Source organism: Ferrimonas sediminum (assembly GCF_900100175.1).
GTDB classification, from domain to species: domain Bacteria; phylum Pseudomonadota; class Gammaproteobacteria; order Enterobacterales; family Shewanellaceae; genus Ferrimonas; species Ferrimonas sediminum.
Map to the genome: position 1 here is coordinate 35,760 of NZ_FNEM01000017.1, position 19,965 is coordinate 55,724.

The 19,965-nt window shown below is 55.5% G+C and carries 20 protein-coding genes; 3 read left to right on the top strand and 17 right to left on the bottom strand.

Features of this window, described 5'->3' with window-relative positions; translation table 11 throughout:
- Positions 1-651 precede the first annotated feature (651 nt).
- The 3 genes from BLT77_RS16095 to BLT77_RS16105 all read left to right on the top strand — a co-directional run bounded on the left by BLT77_RS16095 (position 652) and on the right by BLT77_RS16105 (position 4,262).
- The gene (locus BLT77_RS16095; RefSeq protein WP_245709975.1) at positions 652-867 is read left to right on the top strand and encodes a DUF997 family protein; all 216 of its coding nucleotides are present in this window, start codon (positions 652-654) and stop codon (positions 865-867) included.
- Positions 868-871: 4 nt separating this feature from the next.
- The gene (gene panF / locus BLT77_RS16100; RefSeq protein WP_176819348.1) at positions 872-2,287 is read left to right on the top strand and encodes a sodium/pantothenate symporter; all 1,416 of its coding nucleotides are present in this window, start codon (positions 872-874) and stop codon (positions 2,285-2,287) included.
- A gap of 466 nt (positions 2,288-2,753) precedes the next feature.
- Positions 2,754-4,262, top strand: a complete 1,509-nt coding sequence (locus tag BLT77_RS16105; RefSeq protein WP_090367301.1) for a DUF3360 family protein — start codon at positions 2,754-2,756, stop codon at positions 4,260-4,262.
- Positions 4,263-4,339: 77 nt separating this feature from the next.
- Here BLT77_RS16105 and BLT77_RS16110 read toward each other — a convergent pair whose 3' ends face one another.
- The 17 genes from BLT77_RS16110 to BLT77_RS16190 form a co-directional block, all read right to left on the bottom strand.
- Positions 4,340-4,837 carry a glycine cleavage system transcriptional repressor gene (locus tag BLT77_RS16110; RefSeq protein ID WP_090367303.1) on the bottom strand — a complete coding sequence of 166 codons (498 nt, stop codon included), beginning with the start codon at positions 4,835-4,837 and terminating at the stop codon, positions 4,340-4,342.
- Positions 4,838-5,127: 290 nt separating this feature from the next.
- Positions 5,128-5,454, bottom strand: coding sequence for a helix-turn-helix domain-containing protein (locus BLT77_RS16115; protein WP_090367305.1), 327 nt, complete (start codon positions 5,452-5,454; stop codon positions 5,128-5,130).
- 329 nt (positions 5,455-5,783) lie between these two features.
- Positions 5,784-6,599, bottom strand: a complete 816-nt coding sequence (gene xthA, locus BLT77_RS16120; protein ID WP_090367307.1) for an exodeoxyribonuclease III — start codon at positions 6,597-6,599, stop codon at positions 5,784-5,786.
- A 17-nt stretch (positions 6,600-6,616) separates the two neighbouring features.
- The gene (locus tag BLT77_RS16125; protein WP_028112988.1) at positions 6,617-6,916 is read right to left on the bottom strand and encodes a YciI family protein; all 300 of its coding nucleotides are present in this window, start codon (positions 6,914-6,916) and stop codon (positions 6,617-6,619) included.
- Between the two features lie 136 nt (positions 6,917-7,052).
- Complete coding sequence (locus BLT77_RS16130) at positions 7,053-8,093, bottom strand: tetratricopeptide repeat protein (protein ID WP_176819351.1); 1,041 nt, start codon at positions 8,091-8,093, stop codon at positions 7,053-7,055.
- A gap of 25 nt (positions 8,094-8,118) precedes the next feature.
- Complete coding sequence (locus BLT77_RS16135) at positions 8,119-9,096, bottom strand: type II secretion system F family protein (RefSeq protein ID WP_090367311.1); 978 nt, start codon at positions 9,094-9,096, stop codon at positions 8,119-8,121.
- Between the two features lie 2 nt (positions 9,097-9,098).
- A complete protein-coding gene (locus BLT77_RS16140; protein ID WP_090367313.1) occupies positions 9,099-10,073 on the bottom strand; it encodes a type II secretion system F family protein in 975 nt (324 codons plus the stop codon).
- Positions 10,074-10,084: 11 nt separating this feature from the next.
- Complete coding sequence (locus BLT77_RS16145) at positions 10,085-11,401, bottom strand: TadA family conjugal transfer-associated ATPase (RefSeq protein ID WP_090367315.1); 1,317 nt, start codon at positions 11,399-11,401, stop codon at positions 10,085-10,087.
- 3 nt (positions 11,402-11,404) lie between these two features.
- Positions 11,405-12,649 carry a CpaE/TadZ family protein gene (locus BLT77_RS16150; RefSeq protein ID WP_090367317.1) on the bottom strand — a complete coding sequence of 415 codons (1,245 nt, stop codon included), beginning with the start codon at positions 12,647-12,649 and terminating at the stop codon, positions 11,405-11,407.
- Between the two features lie 22 nt (positions 12,650-12,671).
- Positions 12,672-13,139 carry a TadE family protein gene (locus tag BLT77_RS16155; RefSeq protein WP_090367319.1) on the bottom strand — a complete coding sequence of 156 codons (468 nt, stop codon included), beginning with the start codon at positions 13,137-13,139 and terminating at the stop codon, positions 12,672-12,674.
- Positions 13,136-13,600 (bottom strand): TadE/TadG family type IV pilus assembly protein, encoded by a 465-nt coding sequence (locus BLT77_RS16160; RefSeq protein ID WP_090367321.1) that lies wholly within the window; start codon positions 13,598-13,600, stop codon positions 13,136-13,138. The genes BLT77_RS16155 and BLT77_RS16160 overlap by 4 nt, the downstream gene beginning before the upstream one ends.
- Positions 13,601-13,602: 2 nt before the next feature.
- Entirely contained in the window at positions 13,603-14,928 is a 1,326-nt protein-coding gene (locus BLT77_RS16165; RefSeq protein WP_090367322.1) for a TadE/TadG family type IV pilus assembly protein, read from the bottom strand.
- Positions 14,929-14,964: 36 nt separating this feature from the next.
- The gene (locus BLT77_RS16170; protein ID WP_090367324.1) at positions 14,965-15,240 is read right to left on the bottom strand and encodes a hypothetical protein; all 276 of its coding nucleotides are present in this window, start codon (positions 15,238-15,240) and stop codon (positions 14,965-14,967) included.
- A gap of 10 nt (positions 15,241-15,250) precedes the next feature.
- Positions 15,251-16,705, bottom strand: a complete 1,455-nt coding sequence (locus BLT77_RS16175) for a type II and III secretion system protein family protein (protein WP_218126944.1) — start codon at positions 16,703-16,705, stop codon at positions 15,251-15,253.
- 34 nt (positions 16,706-16,739) lie between these two features.
- Positions 16,740-17,567: a Flp pilus assembly protein CpaB gene (cpaB, locus tag BLT77_RS16180; protein WP_090367326.1), complete on the bottom strand. Its 828-nt coding sequence runs from the start codon at positions 17,565-17,567 to the stop codon at positions 16,740-16,742.
- Between the two features lie 37 nt (positions 17,568-17,604).
- A complete protein-coding gene (locus BLT77_RS16185; RefSeq protein WP_143026661.1) occupies positions 17,605-18,828 on the bottom strand; it encodes an ATP-binding protein in 1,224 nt (407 codons plus the stop codon).
- A gap of 592 nt (positions 18,829-19,420) precedes the next feature.
- On the bottom strand, positions 19,421-19,960 hold the full coding sequence (locus BLT77_RS16190; protein WP_090367330.1) for an A24 family peptidase: 540 nt from the start codon (positions 19,958-19,960) through the stop codon (positions 19,421-19,423).
- Positions 19,961-19,965: the final 5 nt, after the last annotated feature.

Here is a 19,965-nt window from a genome sequence, read left to right on the forward strand (position 1 = left end):
ATTGACGGCACGTTAGGGTGTCCCCTTTATGACGAAGCGATTTTTCAATACCGCTGACTGGTTATTCAGAAAGCAGTACCGGTTGCATTAAAACTGCAAAACTGTCCGGCTGATGCACCCACCATTAACTCACTCACAGTATGCTCGGTGGTACCACGTTATGCTCATCCCTGAGTATAGGTAGAGGGGACCTGTGACGCCCCTATACCATCGCCAGATTGCTCTGTCCGTCACACTCCGGTGGCGAAATCCAAGCTACCCAGTTTGGGTTAGTTTGAAAACGATTCAACCAAATTGGTTTTACCATTGTTCCAGAGCATTGCCCCTAGTAACAACTTTTCGGCTTAATCATGGCCAGCTTTGTGAGGGCCATCATGAATTGGAATGGAGTCATGCGTTGGATCGATATTATTTGCTGAAAAAGTGTGATGAGGGTCAGGGTTCGTTTGTAAAATAATCGCTTTTATAGTGGATCACTTTTTCATTGTTCTTGATTGTCGAATTATCTGTCATCGTTTACCATCGCCGCAGCCGGACCCCCTGTAAAATCGGCCTGTTGGCGGCAGTTTTTTGTTCCATGACCAAGGCCACAAGTCTCTATTCGGGGTATAAAGGAAAGGCACTGATGTTTAATGAGAAAAGGAACGCACAGTGAGCGGTGACTCCCTTCCGGCCAGGTTGACCATCAAGGCGGTGGCGTTGACTCTGACCTATTTCCTGCTGTGGGCGCTGGGCCCGCTGTTGTTCGGTGGCGATGCCACCATGCCGGAGCTGGTGGCCGGGTTGCCACTGTGGTTCTGGTTTTCCTGTGTACTGGCTCCCGGCGGGCTGGTCCTGGCTGCTTACCTGCTGTTACTGCGACGTTGATACCGTGAATCCGATACTGATCTCCATACTTTTATACCTGCTGCTGACGCTGCTGGTTTCCCGCGTGGCGGCGGCCCGCTCAGCCAATGAGTCCGGCTTTTCCCGTCAGCATTTTCTTGGCGGCCAGTTTATGGGCGGCGGCATTCTGGCGTTGTCGCTGGTGGCCACCTATACCAGTGCCAGTTCGTTTATTGGCGGCCCGGGGGCGGCCTACACCTTCGGCCTCGGCTGGGTGCTGCTGGCGGTGATTCAGGTACCGGTGGCGATGCTGACCCTGGGAGTGTTGGGGCCGCGACTGTGGACGCTGGCGAAATCCAGCCAGGCGGTGACCATTCTCGACATTTTCCGCGATCGCTACCAGTCCAAGCCGTTGCTGTGGCTGGCGGGGATCAGCCTGGTGGCGGGGTTTCTTGGGATGATCGTGGTGCAGTTTACCAGCGGCGCCCGGTTGCTGAGCGTGGTGGCGGAGATTGAGTACACCACGGCACTGTTGCTGTTTGTGGCCACGGTGGTGATCTACACCTTATGGGGCGGCTTTCGTGCCGTCAGCTATACCGACGCCATTCAGGGGCTGATCATGCTGGCGGGGATGTTTGCCCTGCTGATGGGCGTGCTCAGCTATGGCGGCGGTGTGGCACACCTGACCTCGCAGATGGCGGAGATTGACCCGGGATTGTTGCAACCCCACGGCCCGGACGGCTTTATGTCCTGGCCATTTTTGTTGTCGTTCTGGGTGTTGGTGTGCTTTGGCACCATCGGTCTGCCTCACACGGTATTGCGGGTGATGGCGGCCCGGGACGGCAAAGCCATTGCCCGGGCGATGGTTCTGGGTACCGCGGTAACGGCGCTGGTGACGTTGCTTCCCCATCTTATTGGTGCCCTGGGGCGGCCGCTGGTGTCGAACCTGAACAGCCCGGATGAGGTGATTCCCACCCTGATGGTGCAGCTGTTCTCGCCCTGGGTGGCCGGCCTGTTGTTGGCCGCGCCCATTGCGGCGGTGATGTCGTCGGTGGACTCGATGTTGCTGCAGGCCACCTCGACTCTGGTGAATGACCTGGCGATGCAGGGACGTGAGTTCACCGAGCCTCAGCAAAAGTGGCTGACCCGGGGGGTGACCTTGTTGGTGGCTGCGAGCTGTACCTTGTTGGCACTGGATCCGCCGCAGATGATCATCTGGCTCAATATGGCCGCCTTTGGTGCGCTGCAGGTGGTGTTCCTGTGGCCGCTGGTACTGGGACTGTTCTGGCCGGTAGCTCGCAGTGAGGCGGCATTGACCTCTGTGCTGGCCGGACTGGGCTGTTATCTGCCGATGACCTTTATGAAGATAAAATTGGCAAACATGCACGCCATCGTGCCGGCCCTGGCGGTGTCGCTGCTGGGGTTTGTGCTGGCGCAGTGGTGGCTGTCCCGGCGCCGTTAACCGCCTCGTTGAGTGAAAAAGCGACCCTTGGGGTCGTTTTTTTTACAGGTCGAGATGGCAGGTGAGGGCAAAGGCGATTCCGAAAACCAAGGTGAATTCAGGCAAGGTGGTAATGACGGTGAACAGCAATCGGCAGAGTGCGACTATCTACGCTAATCTTGTTCAAGATCAAACATTTGATAACTGCTGTTTTTGAGTGGGAATAACCCATTTTTATCTTTTATAACCAGCACTTATCAACTTTCACCGGAAAGTGACCTGGAGGCCATCCTGAATCTTGTGATCGGGCTAACGTTTCGTCGTTTGACATCGATTCGGGGGTGAAGTTTAATTCAGCCGATTTATTTTTAGTAAAATGGTCTTACCAATTAGCCCGATGTGGCGGTCAGTAAGGCGTTAAGTTGTTGTGTCGGCTGGTTGCCGCCGCCACAAGCACCATCGTGATTTTTAACCGAGGTTGATAAGCATGCGGGACGTAGAAAACTCGAGCTATAGCGAGTTGCACAAGCCTAGCAGTGAATTTGACAGCCGTTCAGACTATCTGGACCACGAGCTGCAAATTATGAAGCCACGTCGCTGGGGTCTGAACCTTCCTGGCCGTGATTTCCGTTTTGAGTGGGAAGATCTGGTACCAGCCATCGCCGGTACCATTGGCATCACCGTAATGTACTCCGCCGTAATGGCAGCCTGGGGTGCAGGCTTGACCGAGCGGTGGGATCACGTGAACCTGGGCGCCGAGTGGGCCATTGAGGTGGTTCGCGTCGAGATGCTGATTCCGGCTCTGCTGTTTTGTATTCTGGGCTCGGGTTTCATTAACCCTCGTGCCAACCTGGCCGGTAACCACGGCCCGATGATTCCCCTGATCGGCGCCATCGCGCTGGCGGGCGCTCACCCTCTGGCCCTGGCGATTCTGCTGGGTGTCTTCGGTTTGCTGCTCAGTTACTTCAAGGGGGGCTCGAAACTCGTTAACCTCACCGGAGAGGGGGTCGCCGGCGGTCTGCTGGTGTACCTGGGAGCCATGGGCTCCATGGGACAGATCGGTTCTCTGTTTACCTGGGCCGAAGGCCTGCAGGCAAAACATGCCCTGGATTACAGCCTGAGCCACGTGGCTCTGATGATCCTGGCCGTCAACATCATCGTTTACTCGGTGCTGGCGCGGATGGGTAAGCGTTGGTTGGCCATTCCCCTGTGCTCCATCGCTGCCGTAGCCATCGCGTTTGCGTTCGGTGCTGGCCTGGATCTGGAGTTCGTGACGGCTCCTGGCCTGCCTAACCTGAACCCTGTGTACTGGTGGGGCTCCACCGAGACCGGCTGGCAGTTGGGCTTGCCTAACCTGCAGCACTTCATTGCGTCTCTGCCGTTTGCGATTCTGGCGGTTGCCATGTGGTCTCCGGACTTCCTGGGTCACCGTATCTTCCAGGAGCTGAACTACCCTAAGAAGACCGACAAGGTGCTGATGGACGTGGATGACACCATGACCTGCTGCTCCCTGCGTCAGATGGTGGGTACTGCCTTCGGTGGCGGTAACATCACCTCCTCCTGGGGTACTTACATGATTCCGGCGGCGATTGCCAAGCGTCCTATCCCGGCCGGTGCCATCGTACTGGGTGTTCTGTGTATCGTGGTTGCTGTCATCGGCTACCCAATGGACATCACCGTATGGCGTCCTGTTATGTCCATCGCGCTGCTGGTAGGTGTGTTCCTGCCGCTGCTGGAAGCGGGCATGCAGATGGTGAAGGACACCAAAGACTCTCAGTCTGCGGGTATCTGTATCTTCGCCTCCATCGTGGTAAACCCAGTATTTGCCTGGGCCCTGACCATGCTGTTGGACAACAACGGCCTGATCGGTGACAAAGAGCGCGCCAACAAGCTGTCGTTTGCCGACCGCCTGATTATCCCTGGTGGTGCCTTTATCATCTGTGTTGCGGCCATGCTGGCCGTGGGCATGCTGCCAGGTGTTCCAGCTCTGCTGTAACCCTGCTTAGCCCCACAGAAAAAAACGCAGCCATTCGGCTGCGTTTTTTTATGACTGCAATTCAGGCGACAATGGAGTCAGGCCGCTTCGGCCCGTACATTGCCTGGCAGGGCCTCCAGTTTCTCAACCAGTACCTTGGATTCGATTTGAGTCGGAGCACTGAGTTCCAGAGTGGCGGTAAAGACGGTACGGCCCAGATCCGAGGCCGTCAGTCTGAGACTGTCAAAATTCACGATATTGATGTCCATCTCATGAATGGCGCCGGTAATGTCATGAATCAACCCGGCCCGATCGTCGGCATCGACCTGCAATGCCAAGGTGAAGCGGGCGTCGTTGATGCTGGCTGGGGGGGTAAACTGGCTGGTGATTCCGGGGTGAGCGCTGAACTGCTGTCGCAGCGTGTCCAGATTTTGCTCCGGCAGTTCAATCTCCAGCAAAATGGCGGTTTGTCCGGCCAGGTGGATGACCTTGCTGCTGAGCCACTTTCCCTCCAGCTCATGGGTGAAGCCGGCCAATTGCTTGAGCAGGCCTGGTTGGTCAGTGCCGGTGACGGTGGCGATGGTACGTATCTTCATCCGCTACTCCTTACCCTAAAGGGTTTGAGGGATCGCAGGGCGCCTGGCTGGTGCGACAGAGGCGTTCCTGCGCCTTATTGTTATGGATGCTGCAAGCAGCGCCGAGCCTCACGCAACGGTGTTGATTCGGTAGCTGCTTCTAACACTGTAGCAGGTCTGATGGTGACACCGCTGATCCAGATTAATCAATGGTGGGGTGTCAGATAAAAACATACCACCGCAAGGGTGGCATGTTAGGCGGGTTGGTGCCCTGACGGGCACCGGTGTGCTAGCACACTGGGCGCTCTACACTAAACAATATTGGTGAGGCGGTCGCGGATTTCCCGGCCTTTTTCGGTCAGGTAGGCGCGTTTGATACGATAGTCTTGTTCGTCGATTCGCAACTCGACCAACCCCAATCCTTGGCGACCGGAATGCACACGGTCTGACAGCAGACGGGCATTACGGCTGGCGCTGGCCTGGGACATCTCGAAGCGTTCCTGCAGATCTTTGATGGAGCACCCCTCCTCCTGACACACCTGCATAAACATCAGACAAGTCTGAGGGGGAATCTCAGAGTAAACGTCTCTGAAAATCTCTACGGCATCCATCAGTTTGGACAATTGAGCTTGTGCCATTATTTTTTAGTTCCTCTGGTCAAGGCTCTTTGGTGATCGGCGCATTCTTATAATTAAAATCGCGATCAATTGAGTGTTTCATGCGTATTGATATCAGCAGATATGTTCGATAGCCAGTTTTAAAAAATGAAAATTTGATCTCGAGTACATTGCGACTGAAAAAACTGCATTATTAATACTTCATTTGGACGTTTTGTTTACAACCCACTAACTGTGTAAAGGGGCGGATAACCGCCCCGATAAGAAAAGAAAGGTTCAAACCAAAAGGATAAGCAGAGTTTATCTAGTGATAGACTTCGTCGATATGGCGGGGATTGGTTCAGTTCTGGTTAAGTTTTGCTGCGAATTGTCGTCCAGATGGGGGCGTGATCAGAAGGTTTCTCTATGCCTCTTAAATCATAATCCACGTCCGACTCCAATAACCTTTCCGATAACGATTTGGTTGTTAAAATGACGTCAATTCGCAACCCTCTGTTATCATTAAAGCCTTTGGAGCGATAATCAAACCAACTATATCGATCGCAAATTTCAGGATTTAAATATCTGAAACTGTCTGTAAATCCCCAACTAACTAATTTATCTAGCCATTCTCGCTCTTCTGGAAGAAATGAGCACTTGCCTGTTTTTAGCCAACGCTTCGCATTGGCCTCGCCAATGCCGATGTCGAGGTCCGTGGGGCTGATGTTGATGTCACCCATTACCACCAGTTTGTCTTCCGGCGTATGGTGGGAGTCCAGGTGGCTCATCAGGTCGGCGTAGAATTTCTGTTTGGCCGGGAATTTGGTCTCGTGGCTGCGGTTCTCCCCTTGAGGGAAGTAGCCATTGAGGATGCGGATGGGGCTGCCATCGTGATCGTCAACGGTGACCATGATCATTCGCTTTTGAGCGTCTTCATCATCGGTCAACCAGCCTTTTTGAACGTTCTGGGGCGGCTGTTTGGTCAACAGCGCCACACCATAGTGTCCTTTCTGTCCATGGTGCTCGACGTGATAACCCATGGCCTGTACCGCTTCCAGCGGAAACTGTGGGTCATCGACTTTGATCTCCTGCAAGCCGATGACGTCCGGTTGGTGGACGTCGATCAGGGCTTGCAGTTGATGCAGGCGAGCGCGTATGCCATTGATGTTGAATGACACAAACTTCATAGCGTCACCTTAATGCGTTAGGGAAGAACCAGTTTGTATGGCTTGATGGTGGAGTTGGCGTACACACCAGCTTCGATGTACGGATCGGCATCGGCCCAGCTTTGGGCATCGGCCAGGGAGTCGAAGTCGGCGATGACCAGAGAGCCGGTAAAACCCGCTTCGCCTGGATCGTCACTGTCGATGGCGGGCAGCGGACCGGCGGCAAACAGTCGGCCTTCCTCTTTCAGCTGCTGCAGTCGTGCCAGGTGGGCAGGACGGGAGGTTTTGCGCATCGGCAGGCTGTTTTCCACGTCTTCGGAGTAGATCATATACCACATAGAGCGATCCTAGTTTTGTGAGTGAAATCCGTCTGATTATCAGTGCTCCCTTTGCCAGAGTAAAGGGCGTAACCCGGATTCAATTCTCGGATCATGAATTTTGCTCACTGCCCCGCCAGTGGCGGCGGGGCCGGTATTAATTTTCTCCAACAATCTCTACGGTTGCAGAGTTGCTCACTTCGGCTTTGTAGTTTGCCTCCATGAGCAGGGGCAGAGGCCGGTAGCTGGAGTGAGCGGTGATGCTCTTACCTTGTAACTCCTGCAGTTTCTCCAGGTTGTCCTGGGCTTTGGCGAAGTAGGTGGGGGAGGCGTCAATGGCACGCCAGAACAGCTCTTTGGCATCGGCGTAGCGGCCCTCGAGCATGGCAAAATAGCCCAGATCGTTAAGGGCGTCGGCTTCCGGCATCACCTGTTTCAAAGACACCAGAGCCCGCTTGTAGTGTTTCATGCGGGCGTACACCAGCCCCAGGTTGGTCCAGGCACGTTTGAAATCGGGTTGCTTCTGAACCGCCTGTCTCAGATGAATCTCCGCCTGCCTCAGGTTGCCGTCGAGGTAGTAGGAGTAACCCAGGTTAGTCAGGACATTGGCAGCACCCGGCGCCCGGTCCAGCACCAGTTGGTACATCTCCCGGGCCTGGGGGTATTCGCCGCTGAGGTCGTGCAGGATTCCCAGGGCGTTGTAGCACCTCAGTGGCGAGGTTTTGTCCAGAGGCTGCAGTGGCTGCTCGTTGCCGTCGCCCACCAACACCTGGTGACTGGCACTGAGGAGCCGTTGCTGATCGAGGTTTTTGGCTTTGGTCAGGTAGGTGCGGGCTTGCCGGTTTTCTCCGGCTTTCAGCTTATGCAGTGCCAGTGCCGTCAGGGCTTCGATGTTGTCGGGTTCTTGTTTCAGTACATCCTGAAAGGCGTGCAGGGCGTACTCACTGTTACCAAGCTGGGTTTGCACCTGACCTATGTGAAACAGGATGTCGGCATTTTCGGGTTGCTGTTCCAGCGCTTCCAGGTAGTGCTTGAGGGCCACATCGTACTGGCGGCGTTGTTGTGCTGCCTGGGCCTGGCTGAGCAGGCTGTTGATGTCGGGCGGCTGGAACGCGGGAGTCTCGGGTGTCGAGGCGCACCCCCCGAGCTGCAGGGCCAACATTACGGTCAACAGGGCTGATAGAAGCTTATTGGTCATGATTTTTCCTTGTTGAGTACGCGAATTAAAATGCAACATCCCACACTTCGGCCAACTTCAGCATCGCCGGTCCGATGGCGACAATGAAGAATGATGGCCAGATGCAAAAGATCATCGGAAACATCATCTTGACCCCAAGTTTTCCGGCCATCTCTTCGGCGGCCTGAATCCGTTTTTCCCGATACTCTTCCGAGTAGACCCGCAGGGTTTCGGCGATGCCGGTACCCAGTCGCATCGATTGGGTAATGGAGCCGTTGAGGCCTCGAATGTCCTCCAATCCGGTGCGATCGGCAAACTCTTGCAATGCCACATTCATCGGCAGTCCCGCCCGGTTTTTCTGGCACACCAGTTGCAGCTCTTCCGCCAGTTCGAAGTGGCTGAGACGAATCTCCTGGGCTACCCGGTTGAGGGCGGCCAGCAGACCGAGCCCGGCTTCACAACACACCACCAACAGATCCAGGGCATCGGGAAACCCCACCTTCATTTTTCGCATCCGCTTGTCGGCCAGGGTGTCGAGGACAAAGCTGGGCAGCACAAAGGCCAACCCAAGCATCACTGCTATTCCATAGAACAGAACGGTGCCGGAGGCATTGGGAAAGGCCCGTAGCATAAACATGCAGCCGGCGATGGCGGCGGCAAACACCAGAATGCGGCAGCCGTTGTAGACGGCAAGGGCATTATTAGAATGAAACCCGGAGTGAATGAGTCGTTTGCGGGTGTCTTCATTACCAAAAGCAAAGCGGCCGATCAGCTTCTGGTGTTTTTTATGGTTCAGGCCGTGTTCCAGTGAGTCATCGAAGTCGTCCTGCAGTTGCGGGCTGTTGCCTTCGGTCGCTTTGAGGTGGGCCAGACGTTGGCGAGTGGGGGAATACAACCCGCTGAACAGCAGGCCGATGCCGATGGCCAGGGTGATGCCGGCACCGGCGGCGATCAGGTAGACCACGTAGATGGAGTAGGTCTGGTTTTGCAGCTGTTCGTTGATGAGGCTTAAGAGATAGTCCATGGTTACACCTCGATTCGGATCAGGCGCCCAATCCAGTAGGTGCCAATCATCATGCCGATGGCACCGTACATAAGCAGGTCGTTGCCTGATTCACTGTCGGTCAGTTCGCGGGCATAGCTGGGAGAGGTCAGGAACAGGAAGGCAAACAGGCCCAATGGCATCAGCACCAGTACCCAAGCCGACATTCGGCCCTCGGCAGACATGGATTTTACCTTGCGTTTAAAGGTGAACCGCTGGCGAATCACCCGGGACAGGTTTTGCATATTCTCGGCCAGATTACCGCCGGTTTCCTTCTGCACCTGTACTGCCGAGGAGAAGGCCATGGCCGAGACCGACGGCACCCGTTCAATGAATCTCAGCAGGGCCCGCTTGGTGTCTTTGCCGTAGTTGATGTCGGCGAACATTAACCTGAACTCAAACGCCAGTGGCCCCTCCATCTCTTCATAGGTCAGCTTGACCGAATCGGAGAAGGCGTACCCCGCCTGCAGGCCTCGCCGCAGGATATCCAGCGCCTCGGGGAACTGCTCTTCGATGGTCTCCATCCGTTTGTCAAAGTCCCGGGACAGCTTGAAGTGAAACAGGGTCAGGGTCAGCAGGAAAGCCAGCATGCAGAACAGCCAGTCTTTGGATAAAAACCAGCATATCACGGTAAACACCAGCGCGGTGAACAGGGCCATCATCAGGTATTGATGCCCCAGATAGCGGGAGCCGGATTGCTCCAGCTTGAAGGACAGGTTCTGAATAAAGGGGAACTGTTCCATCCTGCGGCCCAGGGAGGAGGCTTTCTGCAACCGGTTCCGGCGCAGAAGCGAGACATCATCGGCACTGTCACCCCGCTCTTTGGCCAGCTGCTTGAGGCGATCCTTGATGACCCGGGTATCTCCGCGCTGGGGTCGGTAGACCGGAAGAAACAGGGCCTGAGACAGCAGCAGCACCGCCGCAAAGACGCAGCCCAGGAAGATGACTTGAATGCTCATAACGGCCCCTTCTACATGATGTCCATGTTGTTATCGACGCCGAACAGTTCAAATGGCAGTACGATGCCTTTTTTGTTCAACTCGTCATGGAAGTGGGGAATCACGCCACTGGCCCGGTAATGCCCCTGAATCTGTCCCTGTTCATTGCGTCCCTGGCGTTGAAAGCAGAAAATCTCCGACATGGTGATAACGTCGCCTTCCATGCCGTTGATCTCGGTGATGCTGACGATGCGGCGGCGGCCATCTTCCTGCCGCTCCAGTTGTACCACCAGATCGATGGCCGAAGCGATTTGGGTACGGATGTTTTTCACCGGCACGTCAAACCCGGCCATGCACACCATGTTCTCCAGTCGGCTCAGGGCGTCGCGGGCGGAGTTGGCGTGCAGAGTGGTCAATGAGCCCTCATGGCCGGTGTTCATGGCGGTGAGCATGTCCATCGCTTCGGCGCCACGAACTTCCCCAACCACGATGCGATCCGGGCGCATCCGCAGGGAGTTTTTGACCAACTCTCGCTGGGAGACTTCACCTCGCCCCTCCAGGTTGGCCGGGCGGGTTTCCAGGCGGACAATGTGCGGCTGCTGGAGCTGCAGTTCCGCCGAGTCTTCGATGGTGATGATGCGTTCATCGCTGGGAATGTAGCCTGAAAGAATGTTGAGCAGGGTGGTTTTACCGCTGCCGGTGCCGCCGGAAACCAGGATGTTGAGCTTGCCCAGTACCGTGCCATTGAGTACGTCAGACATCTGTTGGGTCATGGAGCCGAACTGCACCAATTGCTCGGCTTTGAGTTTGTCCACCGTGAACCGGCGAATCGACATGCTGGGGCCGTCCAGGGCCAACGGGGGAATGATGGCGTTGACCCGGGAGCCGTCTTTGAGGCGAGCGTCTACCATGGGGCTGGATTCGTCCACCCGCCGGCCGACGCCGGAGACAATCTTGTCGATGGTATTAAGCAGGTGCTGATTGTCATTGAACTGCATCGGCACCTGTTCCAGCTTACCGAAACGCTCAACGAAGATGTGGTTGAAGTTGTTGATCAGGATGTCCGAGATGGTGGGGTCTTCCAGCAGGGTTTCCAATGGCCCCAGCCCCATGACCTCATCATTGATCTGTTTAATGATCTTTTCCCGAGAACTGAGATTAATCGGGCGCGGGTTCTCATAGAGAATCTCATTACAGATCTTGGAGATCTGCTGGCGGGCCTCGGTCTCGGAGATGGATTCCAGGCGGGATACGTCCAGCAGTTGCATCAGCCGGTCGTGAAGCTCTCTCTTAATGGTATTTTCCTGTTCATTAAGCAGCTTGTTACTGATGTCTTGTGAGGCGTCCATAGCTTATTTTCTCCAGAGTTTGGCCCAGATTCCGGTCTGTTGATGCTCATTCTCTGATGGGATCAGGGCATCACAGATCTTGCGGATGTCTTTGGTGATCGCTTCTTTGGCGGCGAATTTAGACAGACGCTTGCCTTCGTCCACACAGCAGCTGACGCGCTTGTAGTCGTTGCGGACGGTAAACACCGAGTCCACCCCGACGGTCTCTTTGACGTCGGCCAGGGTGATCTGGCTGCGATTGGGGGTGTAACGGTTAAAGATGATGTGCAGTCGGCTCTTCGGGATTCCAAGCTGCAGGGTAAAGTAGCGAATGGCCGAGGCGGCATCCCTCAGGCAGGCGATGCTGTCCTGAATCACCACCAGCACATGTTGAGCATCCACCAATAGCGGCAAGGACCAGTTATCCGGGCCCCGGGACAGGTCAACCGTGACGGACTGATAGTGGGTCCGTACTTTAAACAGCAGAGTCGGCAGGTGTTCAAACTGGAAACATTGACTGTCCAGTTGGCTGAAGGGCTGTGCCGGCAGCAGATGGATGTTGTCAATCTGGCTCATCAGGCCGGTAATAGCGGCATCATCCAGTTGTTCCACCTGGGACAGGGCATCATGAAAGAAGTACTGTGGCTTGCTGTCCAGCAGCAGCATCTGGTTGCCATGGAGGTGGTCGCCATCGAGCAGGGCAACGTTGGTCTCTCTGTCGCGCTGGGCAAACTGGTCGGCCAGGGCGGTACTGAGGAAGCTGGCGCCGGCTCCGCCTTTGGCATTGACCACGGCGATGACCGGTGCCAGACGCATCGACTGGGCCAGTTCCTGGGCAATTTTATGGATGGCATGGGTCAGTTCGTCTGGGGACGACTCGATGGGAATGAAGTCGTTGGCTCCCGATTGCATGGCGATGCGCAGCACTTCCGGCGACGCCTCTTTGCCCAGAATGATCATGTTTTTGCTCTTACCCGCAAAACTCTGAATCAGGGTTTTGGCCTGCTTAGGGTCGTTGGGCACCAGCAAGATCAGCAGCTGTGAGGCTGCCAGCAGATCGGTATTGATCTGGTTGATGGGCAGTGATTCCAGCTGCAGGTTGGGGGTAGAGCGTAGCACCTCCACCAATGCCGTTTGATCGGTCAGGTTCGCTGCCACCAATAACGCTTTCACCGGAACCGGAAGGGCCTTGGGTTTTGTTGGTTTCTCTGGCTGCAGTTGCTGGTTTTTCCAGTGTTCCTGAGCCAGTGGAGTGTTTGATTTGTCCATACCTATCACTCCTTATCTTTCATCATAAGCATACGGTAGTCCCAAATCGTGTTGCGCCCAGGCTCTCCCGGGGCAGGGTAGTAACAAAGTCCGGAGAGTCAATTTGCAGGGTCATGCCAGGCACCACGAAGGTGTGCTGGTAGTTGACAATCGAGGCCCTGACCAGATCGATGCCATAAAAAGTGGCTGCCGGGGTACCGTCGATTCTCAGGTATTCGATGGTCAGGTTGGCGGTGCTGATGTTGGGGGCGAAATCGCTACCATCAAACAGGGCCAGTGATTCCAGTGCGATGGGGGCTGTCGGTACTCCGGTGGTATCCGGAGCACAGACGGCGGCCAGCCGCGCCGCCCGCCGGGAGGCCTCGGTTAGCACGTTGTAGGCAAACATCAGCCGGGATACTTCCAGGCAGGCGAAGATGATCACAAACACCACCGTGGCGACGATGGCGAATTCAACGGCGTACACCCCTTTTTGCTTGGAATGGGTCATGGCAATGCCCTCATGGAGATGGTCGCAGTGAGGGGAAAGCCGTAATCGACGGTCTGGCCGTAGTTGCCGGCCATGGTGCTACTGAATATCGGGGTCCAGTTGTAGGTGGCGGAGACCGTAATGGTGTCCGAGCCGGCCGTGGTGGTGATGCTGATGTCATTGGTTGTCAATCCGTTCAACCGGGCGGTGGCGCCAGTGGACAAGCCATACACCGCCAGGCCTGAGGCGATATTCTTCTGGGCATCAGTTAGCAATACGTCGCCACTGGGCTCCACCGAGGAGACTGTGGCCAGGTAACGGCAGGCGTTGCGGACCAGGGTGTTAAGCTGGTTGTATTGGTACATCGCCCGTCCCAGTTCGCCGATGGCAAAGAAGAACAGGAACAGCAGCGGCAGGGTGATCATCGCTTCGATGGCCGCCAGTCCTTTCTGTTTCCGTTTGGAGTGAAGGGAATTGATCATGGCTAGGAGTCCTTGTTGTCCGGATCCCGGTACAGGACAAAGGTGAAGGGCCCATCGGTGGCGGTGACGTCGTCGGTGGCATTGCCACTGCCGGTGCAGTCTTCGACAAACTCGCCGATGACGTAGGCCAGGTTGCCCTTCTGGATGACCTCCTGCATAAAGTAGAAGCAGGCGAAGCCCTTGAAGGGGATGTCGTTCTGGCCGTTGGACTGGCCCTCACAATCGCCCACGACAATGGCGAACTCTCGGCGACGGGCGCCGCCGTCGTTGTCCCAGCTGGTGCCGGTGGCGGCGCAACTGTTCTGGAAGCGGCTCCCCCCCGGCTCGTAGTTATCGGCGTAATCGCTATAGCGGTAGAGCGATGGCGTTGGGCCGGTGCCATCCACCAAGGTGCCGTCCGAGGAGTAGATAATATTGTCACTGTCATCGACGTCTAACGCCTCTCCGACACAGATGTCCTTGTCCCTGGGGTGATCGGTGGCGTTAACCGTACCGCCGTGCCAGATCCCCAGACGGGTGTTCATGCCGGTGGCCACCGGGCCGACGTTGTTGCCGGGTTCTGTTTCAATGCCTTCGCTATTACCGAAGCACTGGTTGTTGCCGGCGCTTTCCCCTGCCATGGCAGCACGCAGGTCGGCGGCACCGGAGCTGTCGCCCAGGCGGATCAGCTGGAAGTTACCCGGGCCTAACTCCGCATCTTGCTGGCTGGAGATCTTCATCGACATAATGGAGCCCTTGGGGTACCCAAAGGGCTCGCCCGGGGTGTCGCCTTCGCAGACCATCATCGGCAGCAGGTTCAGCGAACAGTTCACCAGTGGAGTGCTGGGGCCGGCTACGGCCGAGGCGCTGGTAACCTTGTCCATATTGATGGCCTGCCCCAGGTAGGTAGCCAGCTGTACATCCTTGATCTTAACCCGCACGTACTCGGCGGTAATGTCGGAGGTGACCACGAAGGGATCCGGCTGCAGTGAAAATTCAATGGACAGCTGTGGCGATACCTGGTTCTGGTTGTAGCTCAAGGCACTCAGGTCGACATCGCCACTGAGCTCGCTGAAATCAGAGGCACCCAGGACATTGATCAGGGTTGCGGTGGCCTGTTGTCTGGCTCCGGCGTGATCGTTGCCTTCGTGGAGGGACAGGGTGCCACTCAGGGCGGCCGAGTCAACGGCGTTTTGCAGGCGACTTTTACTCAGCAGCAGGTGCCCTCCCTCCAGGGCCATGGCCCCCATAATGACGATGGTCAGCAGGGCGATGGTTACCAGCACCACGATGGCACCGCGCTGTTTGCCCGGAGCCCGGCTCGGGAAATGGCGTCGTAAAATCTTCATTCATACCTCCTGCACCGTGGCCAACGCCATTAACATTTAGTTGCCTGAACCGCCCAAGCTTACGTCGATGAACTGACTTCGAGCTGCTTCCGGTTGGTAGGTAGCCTTGCGGTAGTTGTCCATTACCGCAGTTCCGTATTGGCCGTCGAGCTGACTGACTTTACCGGCATTACGGGCAACCGCATCGGGATCCAGAATCCCTTGCTGTTTAAACTGAGCGGTGGTTCCGCCGAGTTCAAACTGGGTCATCACATCAGCTGCGCATCCACAGAGCAGAAGTGAAAGCAGGCCAGCGAGCAGAGGAAATTTCATAGTTAGCTCCTTACAGCGAATGGCCGTATTTGTTTTGAGTCCCGCCATTGTCGGTGGCCGGAACCGGTGCCAGGGGCTGTTCGCTGACCACGGTGTTCGGGTTGGTGTCGATGGGTTCCTGCTGCTCGCGCTGTGACAACTCTCCCAGCAGATAGAAGCCCACATCGGAAGGGGAGACAAAGCCATCGGTAGGCAGAATCAGGTCATCGCGGATGATGGGGCGAACCAGTCTGGGGGTAACCAGAATCACCAGTTCGGTTTCACCATTGCGGTACTCCTGGCTGCTGAACAGTTGACCCAGAATCGGGATTTCGCCCAGTCCGGGCAGCTCGTCCAGGCTTTCTCGAACGGTATTGCTGAGCAAGCCGGCAATGGCGATGGTCTGGCCGTCGCCCAGCTCAATGGTGGAGTTGGCGCTGCGTTTGATGATGGAGGGGGTCACCAGAGCCGCGGTGGAGCCTTCGGGGACGATACCCACCGAGTTGGCATTGCTGAGTTCACTGACCAGCACATTCAGGTTCAGGTTGATGCGGCCACTGTCCAGCACCGTAGGCACAAACTTGACGCCGACACCAAAACTTTTGTACTCGATGGTGGTGCCTTCACGACTGGGAACGGGAACCGGGAATTCGCCCCCGGACAGAAATTCCGCCAGCTGCCCGCTCAGTGCAGTGATATTGGGTTCAGCGAGAACCCGGGCCAGGCCTTGTTGTTTGGCAGCGTCGAGGGCGAAGTTGAACAGGAAGTCGCCACTGACGTAACTGCCGAAAAACCCTTTGTCATTGATGAGGCCGTCACCGCCGATGATGCCGCCGATGAAGTCACTGCTCTCGGTGATTAATTGAAAATCGGAATCCAGTTGACGAGCTAACTCCCGCTGCACTTCGGTTACCGTTACCTCCAGCATCACCTGGTGCCCCCCTCCCACTGACATGATGTTCAGCACGGTGCTGGGGTTACCTGAGGTGTCTGCTGCGACCGCATAGCCCTGGGCCAGATTCATGGCCATGGTCATGCGATCCAGGTTGGATACCTGGCCGCCGATGACCAGTTGCCCCTGGGAGCTGTGGACCTGGATAGGCTCCTCGGGAAGGAAGCGGTACAGCTTCTCTTTGAGGCCATTCAGATCATGAGTGATCTCAATATCGATGATGTCTACCAGGCGATCCTCTTCATCCCAAACCAGAATGTTGGTGCTGCCCAGCTGCTTACCCAGCACATACAGTTCGGTGGGCTGCATGATCAGAATGTCGGCGATGCTGGGGTTACCCACAGAGACCCGGGCCGCCGCCTGCTTGATTGGCAGGGTTCTGGATTTGTAGATGGGAACCGGAAAACTCTGTAGCTGCAAGGCTGTCGGGCCACCAGCGTTGGCGGCATGATGCCACTGCAGGGCGGCGATAAGAGGCAACAGCATGGCGATACGGCCAAGGAGGTTGCCAATTTTCTGAGTCAGTCTATCCATAGTGTCGCGTTCCTAATGATGCTGGTAGTCGGGATCAGCTCTCCACGGTCACGGTCTGCTGGGCCGTTCCCCGTATCACTTCGATCTTCATTTTCCGCCCTTCTGCCGGGCGGGGGGCTGCCTTTGCCGGCACGGCCACCGGTGGTGCCTCAGGGGAGGGCTCCAACGGCTTAGCTGTCTGAACCACAGACACTTCTGAGTCGTCGGTGGGGTTGCGCAAGGCCAGTTGAATGGTGCCTTTGCCGCGGGCACTCATCAGTGTTTCGGCCTGCTCCAGAGACACCTCCAGAGTGACGGCCCTGACCACCAGGGGTTGGCTGCTGTCCTGGTTGGCCTTTTGATCCACCGCCAGTACTTTCAGGTTACTCAGTACCACTTCGGTTTGCGTTTCGGCTGCTACGTTGCGGACGTTGCCAACTTTGAAGGTCACCAGCACATCGACGCGGTTACCCGGTAACAGGAAGCCTGCCACTCCGACGACATCGTTCACTCGAATGGTGACGGCCCGTTTATTGGGTTCAATCAGGCTGGCCAATACACTGCCTTCGCCACGCAGCGCGAGTTTGTCCGGGTGCAGGGTGTCGCCCTGCAGCATCGGGAATTTAGTCACTTTATCGACGGCATCATCGATAGAGGTCAGCACATTCCGGGGCGCCAGCGCCTTAGGGATGGCCTGGAGAGACAGGTGTTTTGCTTCCAGCACGGTTCCGGACGGGACGCTCACCGACATGGTGACCACCACGGTCTGATCGGGGTTGTCCGAGGTTGGCTGGCTGTGTTTCAGCCAGTTTTGAGCCAGCATGACGGCGCCGACACCAAACACCAGTGATAACAGAACAAAAAATAGTGATCGGGTATTCATCTCTCCTCCCTGCAATGTCGTATCGAGGTGGTTTCGACTAATGTGCGCTATTTACAAAGTAGATTGACCATGCCCGATGCAATAATTGTTGAGTCACCTCTGCAGGTAACTCGTTATAACTAATTTGATCCGCCACAATAGACAGTAAATCCCTAGGGTGACACGGCAATAAAGGTTTGTTTGCCGGGGCGTAGAGATTGGCAATTATCCAGTCGCATATGTGGGGGTCGTAATCCAGATTGAAGTCATGGCAGTTTTGTTGCCAAATATCTACAAACTGCTCCTTGTTAAGGGCTGAAAATTGAATCTTGTACCCCAAGCGTCTTAAAAAGGCATCGTCAACCAATTGCTCTGGATCAAGGTTAGTTGAGAAAAGCAAAATTTGCTCAAAGGGGACATCAAAATGTTCGCCACTGGGGAGTGAGAGAAAGTCTTTGCTCTCCTCCATGGGAACAATCCAGCGATTGAATATCTCTTTTGGTGTAATCTGCTGTCGACCTAAGTCATCGACGAGTAATATTCCGTTGTTGGATTTCAAGCCAATGGGAGCATGGTAGGTGCGGCTGTTATGGTCGTAATGAACATTCAGCATCTCCTGGGTTAATTCACCGCCAACCACCAGCAGGGGGCGACGACAGCGGTGCCACCTGGGATCATGCCCTTCGGTGAGCAGCAACGATTGGTTATCACCGTTGCTCTCATGCAGTTCGTGCAGTTGAGGATCGAAAATCTGGATCACAGCCTGGCCGATGGCGATGGCATGCGGAATCAGCACATCATCCCCAAAAACCTGGTTAAAATGGCGACAGAGGTAACTTTTCCCCGTGCCAGGAGGGCCGTAGATCAACACCGGTCGTTTGGAGTTCAGCGCCGGGCCTATCTCCTCCATCAGCCGGTGGGGCAGGACGAGCCCATCCAGTGCCTGATTGATGATCGGCCGGGTAATGGTGTGCTGGCGACTGGATTGCAGTTTGCAGACCCGCCAGTATTGCTCCAGAGGTACGGGCACCGGCCCCAGGTAGCCGCTGCGGCTCAGGGCATACTCTGCCTGTTCACGGCCAAGGTGACTGAGAGTGTAACGCATCTGGCCATCGCTGGTGGTTTGCTTATTCTCGACCAGACTGTTTTGCTTAGCGTTATCCAGCAGCTGTTGCACCAGGATTCCGGTCAGTGCCAGTCGTTGATTGAGGTTTTCCATGGTAAGGACATCGCCGTCGAGCAGGTGTTTTAACAGCAGTCCCTGCAACAACTGGGGATCCACGCCGACGGCCTCCATGGAGGTCGGTTTTATCGCCAAATGAGTGGTGGTGGTGGCGTTGGGGTTAAGAACCTCACTGTTCATTGAACTGTCCTTTGAAAAACTCGCTTATATTTAAGTTAGTTCAGATGCAGTCAAAGGCAATTAAATGGAGAGGTTTTAAGGGAGGGCTTACTATTTAGGGGGGGATTTTGTTGCGCACAGCTAATCTGTCACTATCTTGTAGTGTCAGAATATAGCTATTGGTGTCAGTTGTTAGTCCATTTTAACTATTGTCCGTCGCAATCTCCTGCTGCACCAACGGCCGCTCACATCGTCGAAATCTGCTTTGATGTCTGGGTGTCCAGTTCAGTGAAGCCGATGACCATACCGCTGACAACTCTCAACTGCAAACAGGTCGGATTCATCGAGCCAAAAGCTGCGAACGACGCGGTATGTTGTCATGGAGCCTCTTCGGTACAGTTGCCGTGTAGTTGGTGTAACCGGTTGACGATTCACGGCCTAAATCACGCCTGTTGTAGCCACAGCATAGTCGTTGGAGTGGGGTTTTGCTGTCACCAAGTTGCGTAGACTGGTCTGGTACTGTTGCGTTGGTTTAGAGCCCGGGCAGGCGCAAGGGGGCCCACATGATGATCAACCAGCCGATGGCCAGCGCCGGTGCGTAAGGAACCATTAGACCTGCGGCTTCGTCGGCTGAAGGCTTATAATAGGTTCGGGTAATGAAGCATTGATAATAACGCTTCAGGCTAATGAGTACGCCATCAAAGCCGACCCGGTAGAAGGCAAAGATTAACGTGGTCAATCCACCGGCGATGATGCCGAAGCAGAGATTCCAGAACACCATGTAGGGGCCAAGAATGGTACCGATGGCGATCATCAGTTTAACGTCGCCGGCACCGAGCATTCTTTTAGCGTAGAAGAATAGCAAAAAGATTGCGGCTGTTAAGGCGCCGCCGAAGGCGTACAGGATGCCCATCCAGCCACTGTAGAGGGTTTGAACGACAAATCCGGCAGCCAAGCCAAATAGCACTAAAGTGTTGGGGATTTTTTCGGTTTTTAAGTCGGTGATGACGGCAATGAAAAATACCGTTGAGGCCAGAATGTATTTTGATTGAATTAAGCTTATGTCTATCATCAATA

Bases quoted from the DNA above. Each gene is read 5' to 3' on its own strand.
- BLT77_RS16105 (WP_090367301.1), top strand. From the start codon at position 2,754: ATGCGGGACGTAGAAAACTCGAGCTATAGCGAGTTGCACAAGCCTAGC.
- BLT77_RS16110 (WP_090367303.1), bottom strand. From the start codon at position 4,837: ATGAAGATACGTACCATCGCCACCGTCACCGGCACTGACCAACCAGGC.
- BLT77_RS16115 (WP_090367305.1), bottom strand. From the start codon at position 5,454: ATGGCACAAGCTCAATTGTCCAAACTGATGGATGCCGTAGAGATTTTC.
- xthA (WP_090367307.1), bottom strand. From the start codon at position 6,599: ATGAAGTTTGTGTCATTCAACATCAATGGCATACGCGCTCGCCTGCAT.
- BLT77_RS16125 (WP_028112988.1), bottom strand. From the start codon at position 6,916: ATGTGGTATATGATCTACTCCGAAGACGTGGAAAACAGCCTGCCGATG.
- BLT77_RS16130 (WP_176819351.1), bottom strand. From the start codon at position 8,093: ATGACCAATAAGCTTCTATCAGCCCTGTTGACCGTAATGTTGGCCCTG.
- BLT77_RS16135 (WP_090367311.1), bottom strand. From the start codon at position 9,096: ATGGACTATCTCTTAAGCCTCATCAACGAACAGCTGCAAAACCAGACC.
- BLT77_RS16140 (WP_090367313.1), bottom strand. From the start codon at position 10,073: ATGAGCATTCAAGTCATCTTCCTGGGCTGCGTCTTTGCGGCGGTGCTG.
- BLT77_RS16145 (WP_090367315.1), bottom strand. From the start codon at position 11,401: ATGGACGCCTCACAAGACATCAGTAACAAGCTGCTTAATGAACAGGAA.
- BLT77_RS16150 (WP_090367317.1), bottom strand. From the start codon at position 12,649: ATGGACAAATCAAACACTCCACTGGCTCAGGAACACTGGAAAAACCAG.
- BLT77_RS16155 (WP_090367319.1), bottom strand. From the start codon at position 13,139: ATGACCCATTCCAAGCAAAAAGGGGTGTACGCCGTTGAATTCGCCATC.
- BLT77_RS16160 (WP_090367321.1), bottom strand. From the start codon at position 13,600: ATGATCAATTCCCTTCACTCCAAACGGAAACAGAAAGGACTGGCGGCC.
- BLT77_RS16165 (WP_090367322.1), bottom strand. From the start codon at position 14,928: ATGAAGATTTTACGACGCCATTTCCCGAGCCGGGCTCCGGGCAAACAG.
- BLT77_RS16170 (WP_090367324.1), bottom strand. From the start codon at position 15,240: ATGAAATTTCCTCTGCTCGCTGGCCTGCTTTCACTTCTGCTCTGTGGA.
- BLT77_RS16175 (WP_218126944.1), bottom strand. From the start codon at position 16,705: ATGGATAGACTGACTCAGAAAATTGGCAACCTCCTTGGCCGTATCGCC.
- cpaB (WP_090367326.1), bottom strand. From the start codon at position 17,567: ATGAATACCCGATCACTATTTTTTGTTCTGTTATCACTGGTGTTTGGT.
- BLT77_RS16190 (WP_090367330.1), bottom strand. From the start codon at position 19,960: ATGATAGACATAAGCTTAATTCAATCAAAATACATTCTGGCCTCAACG.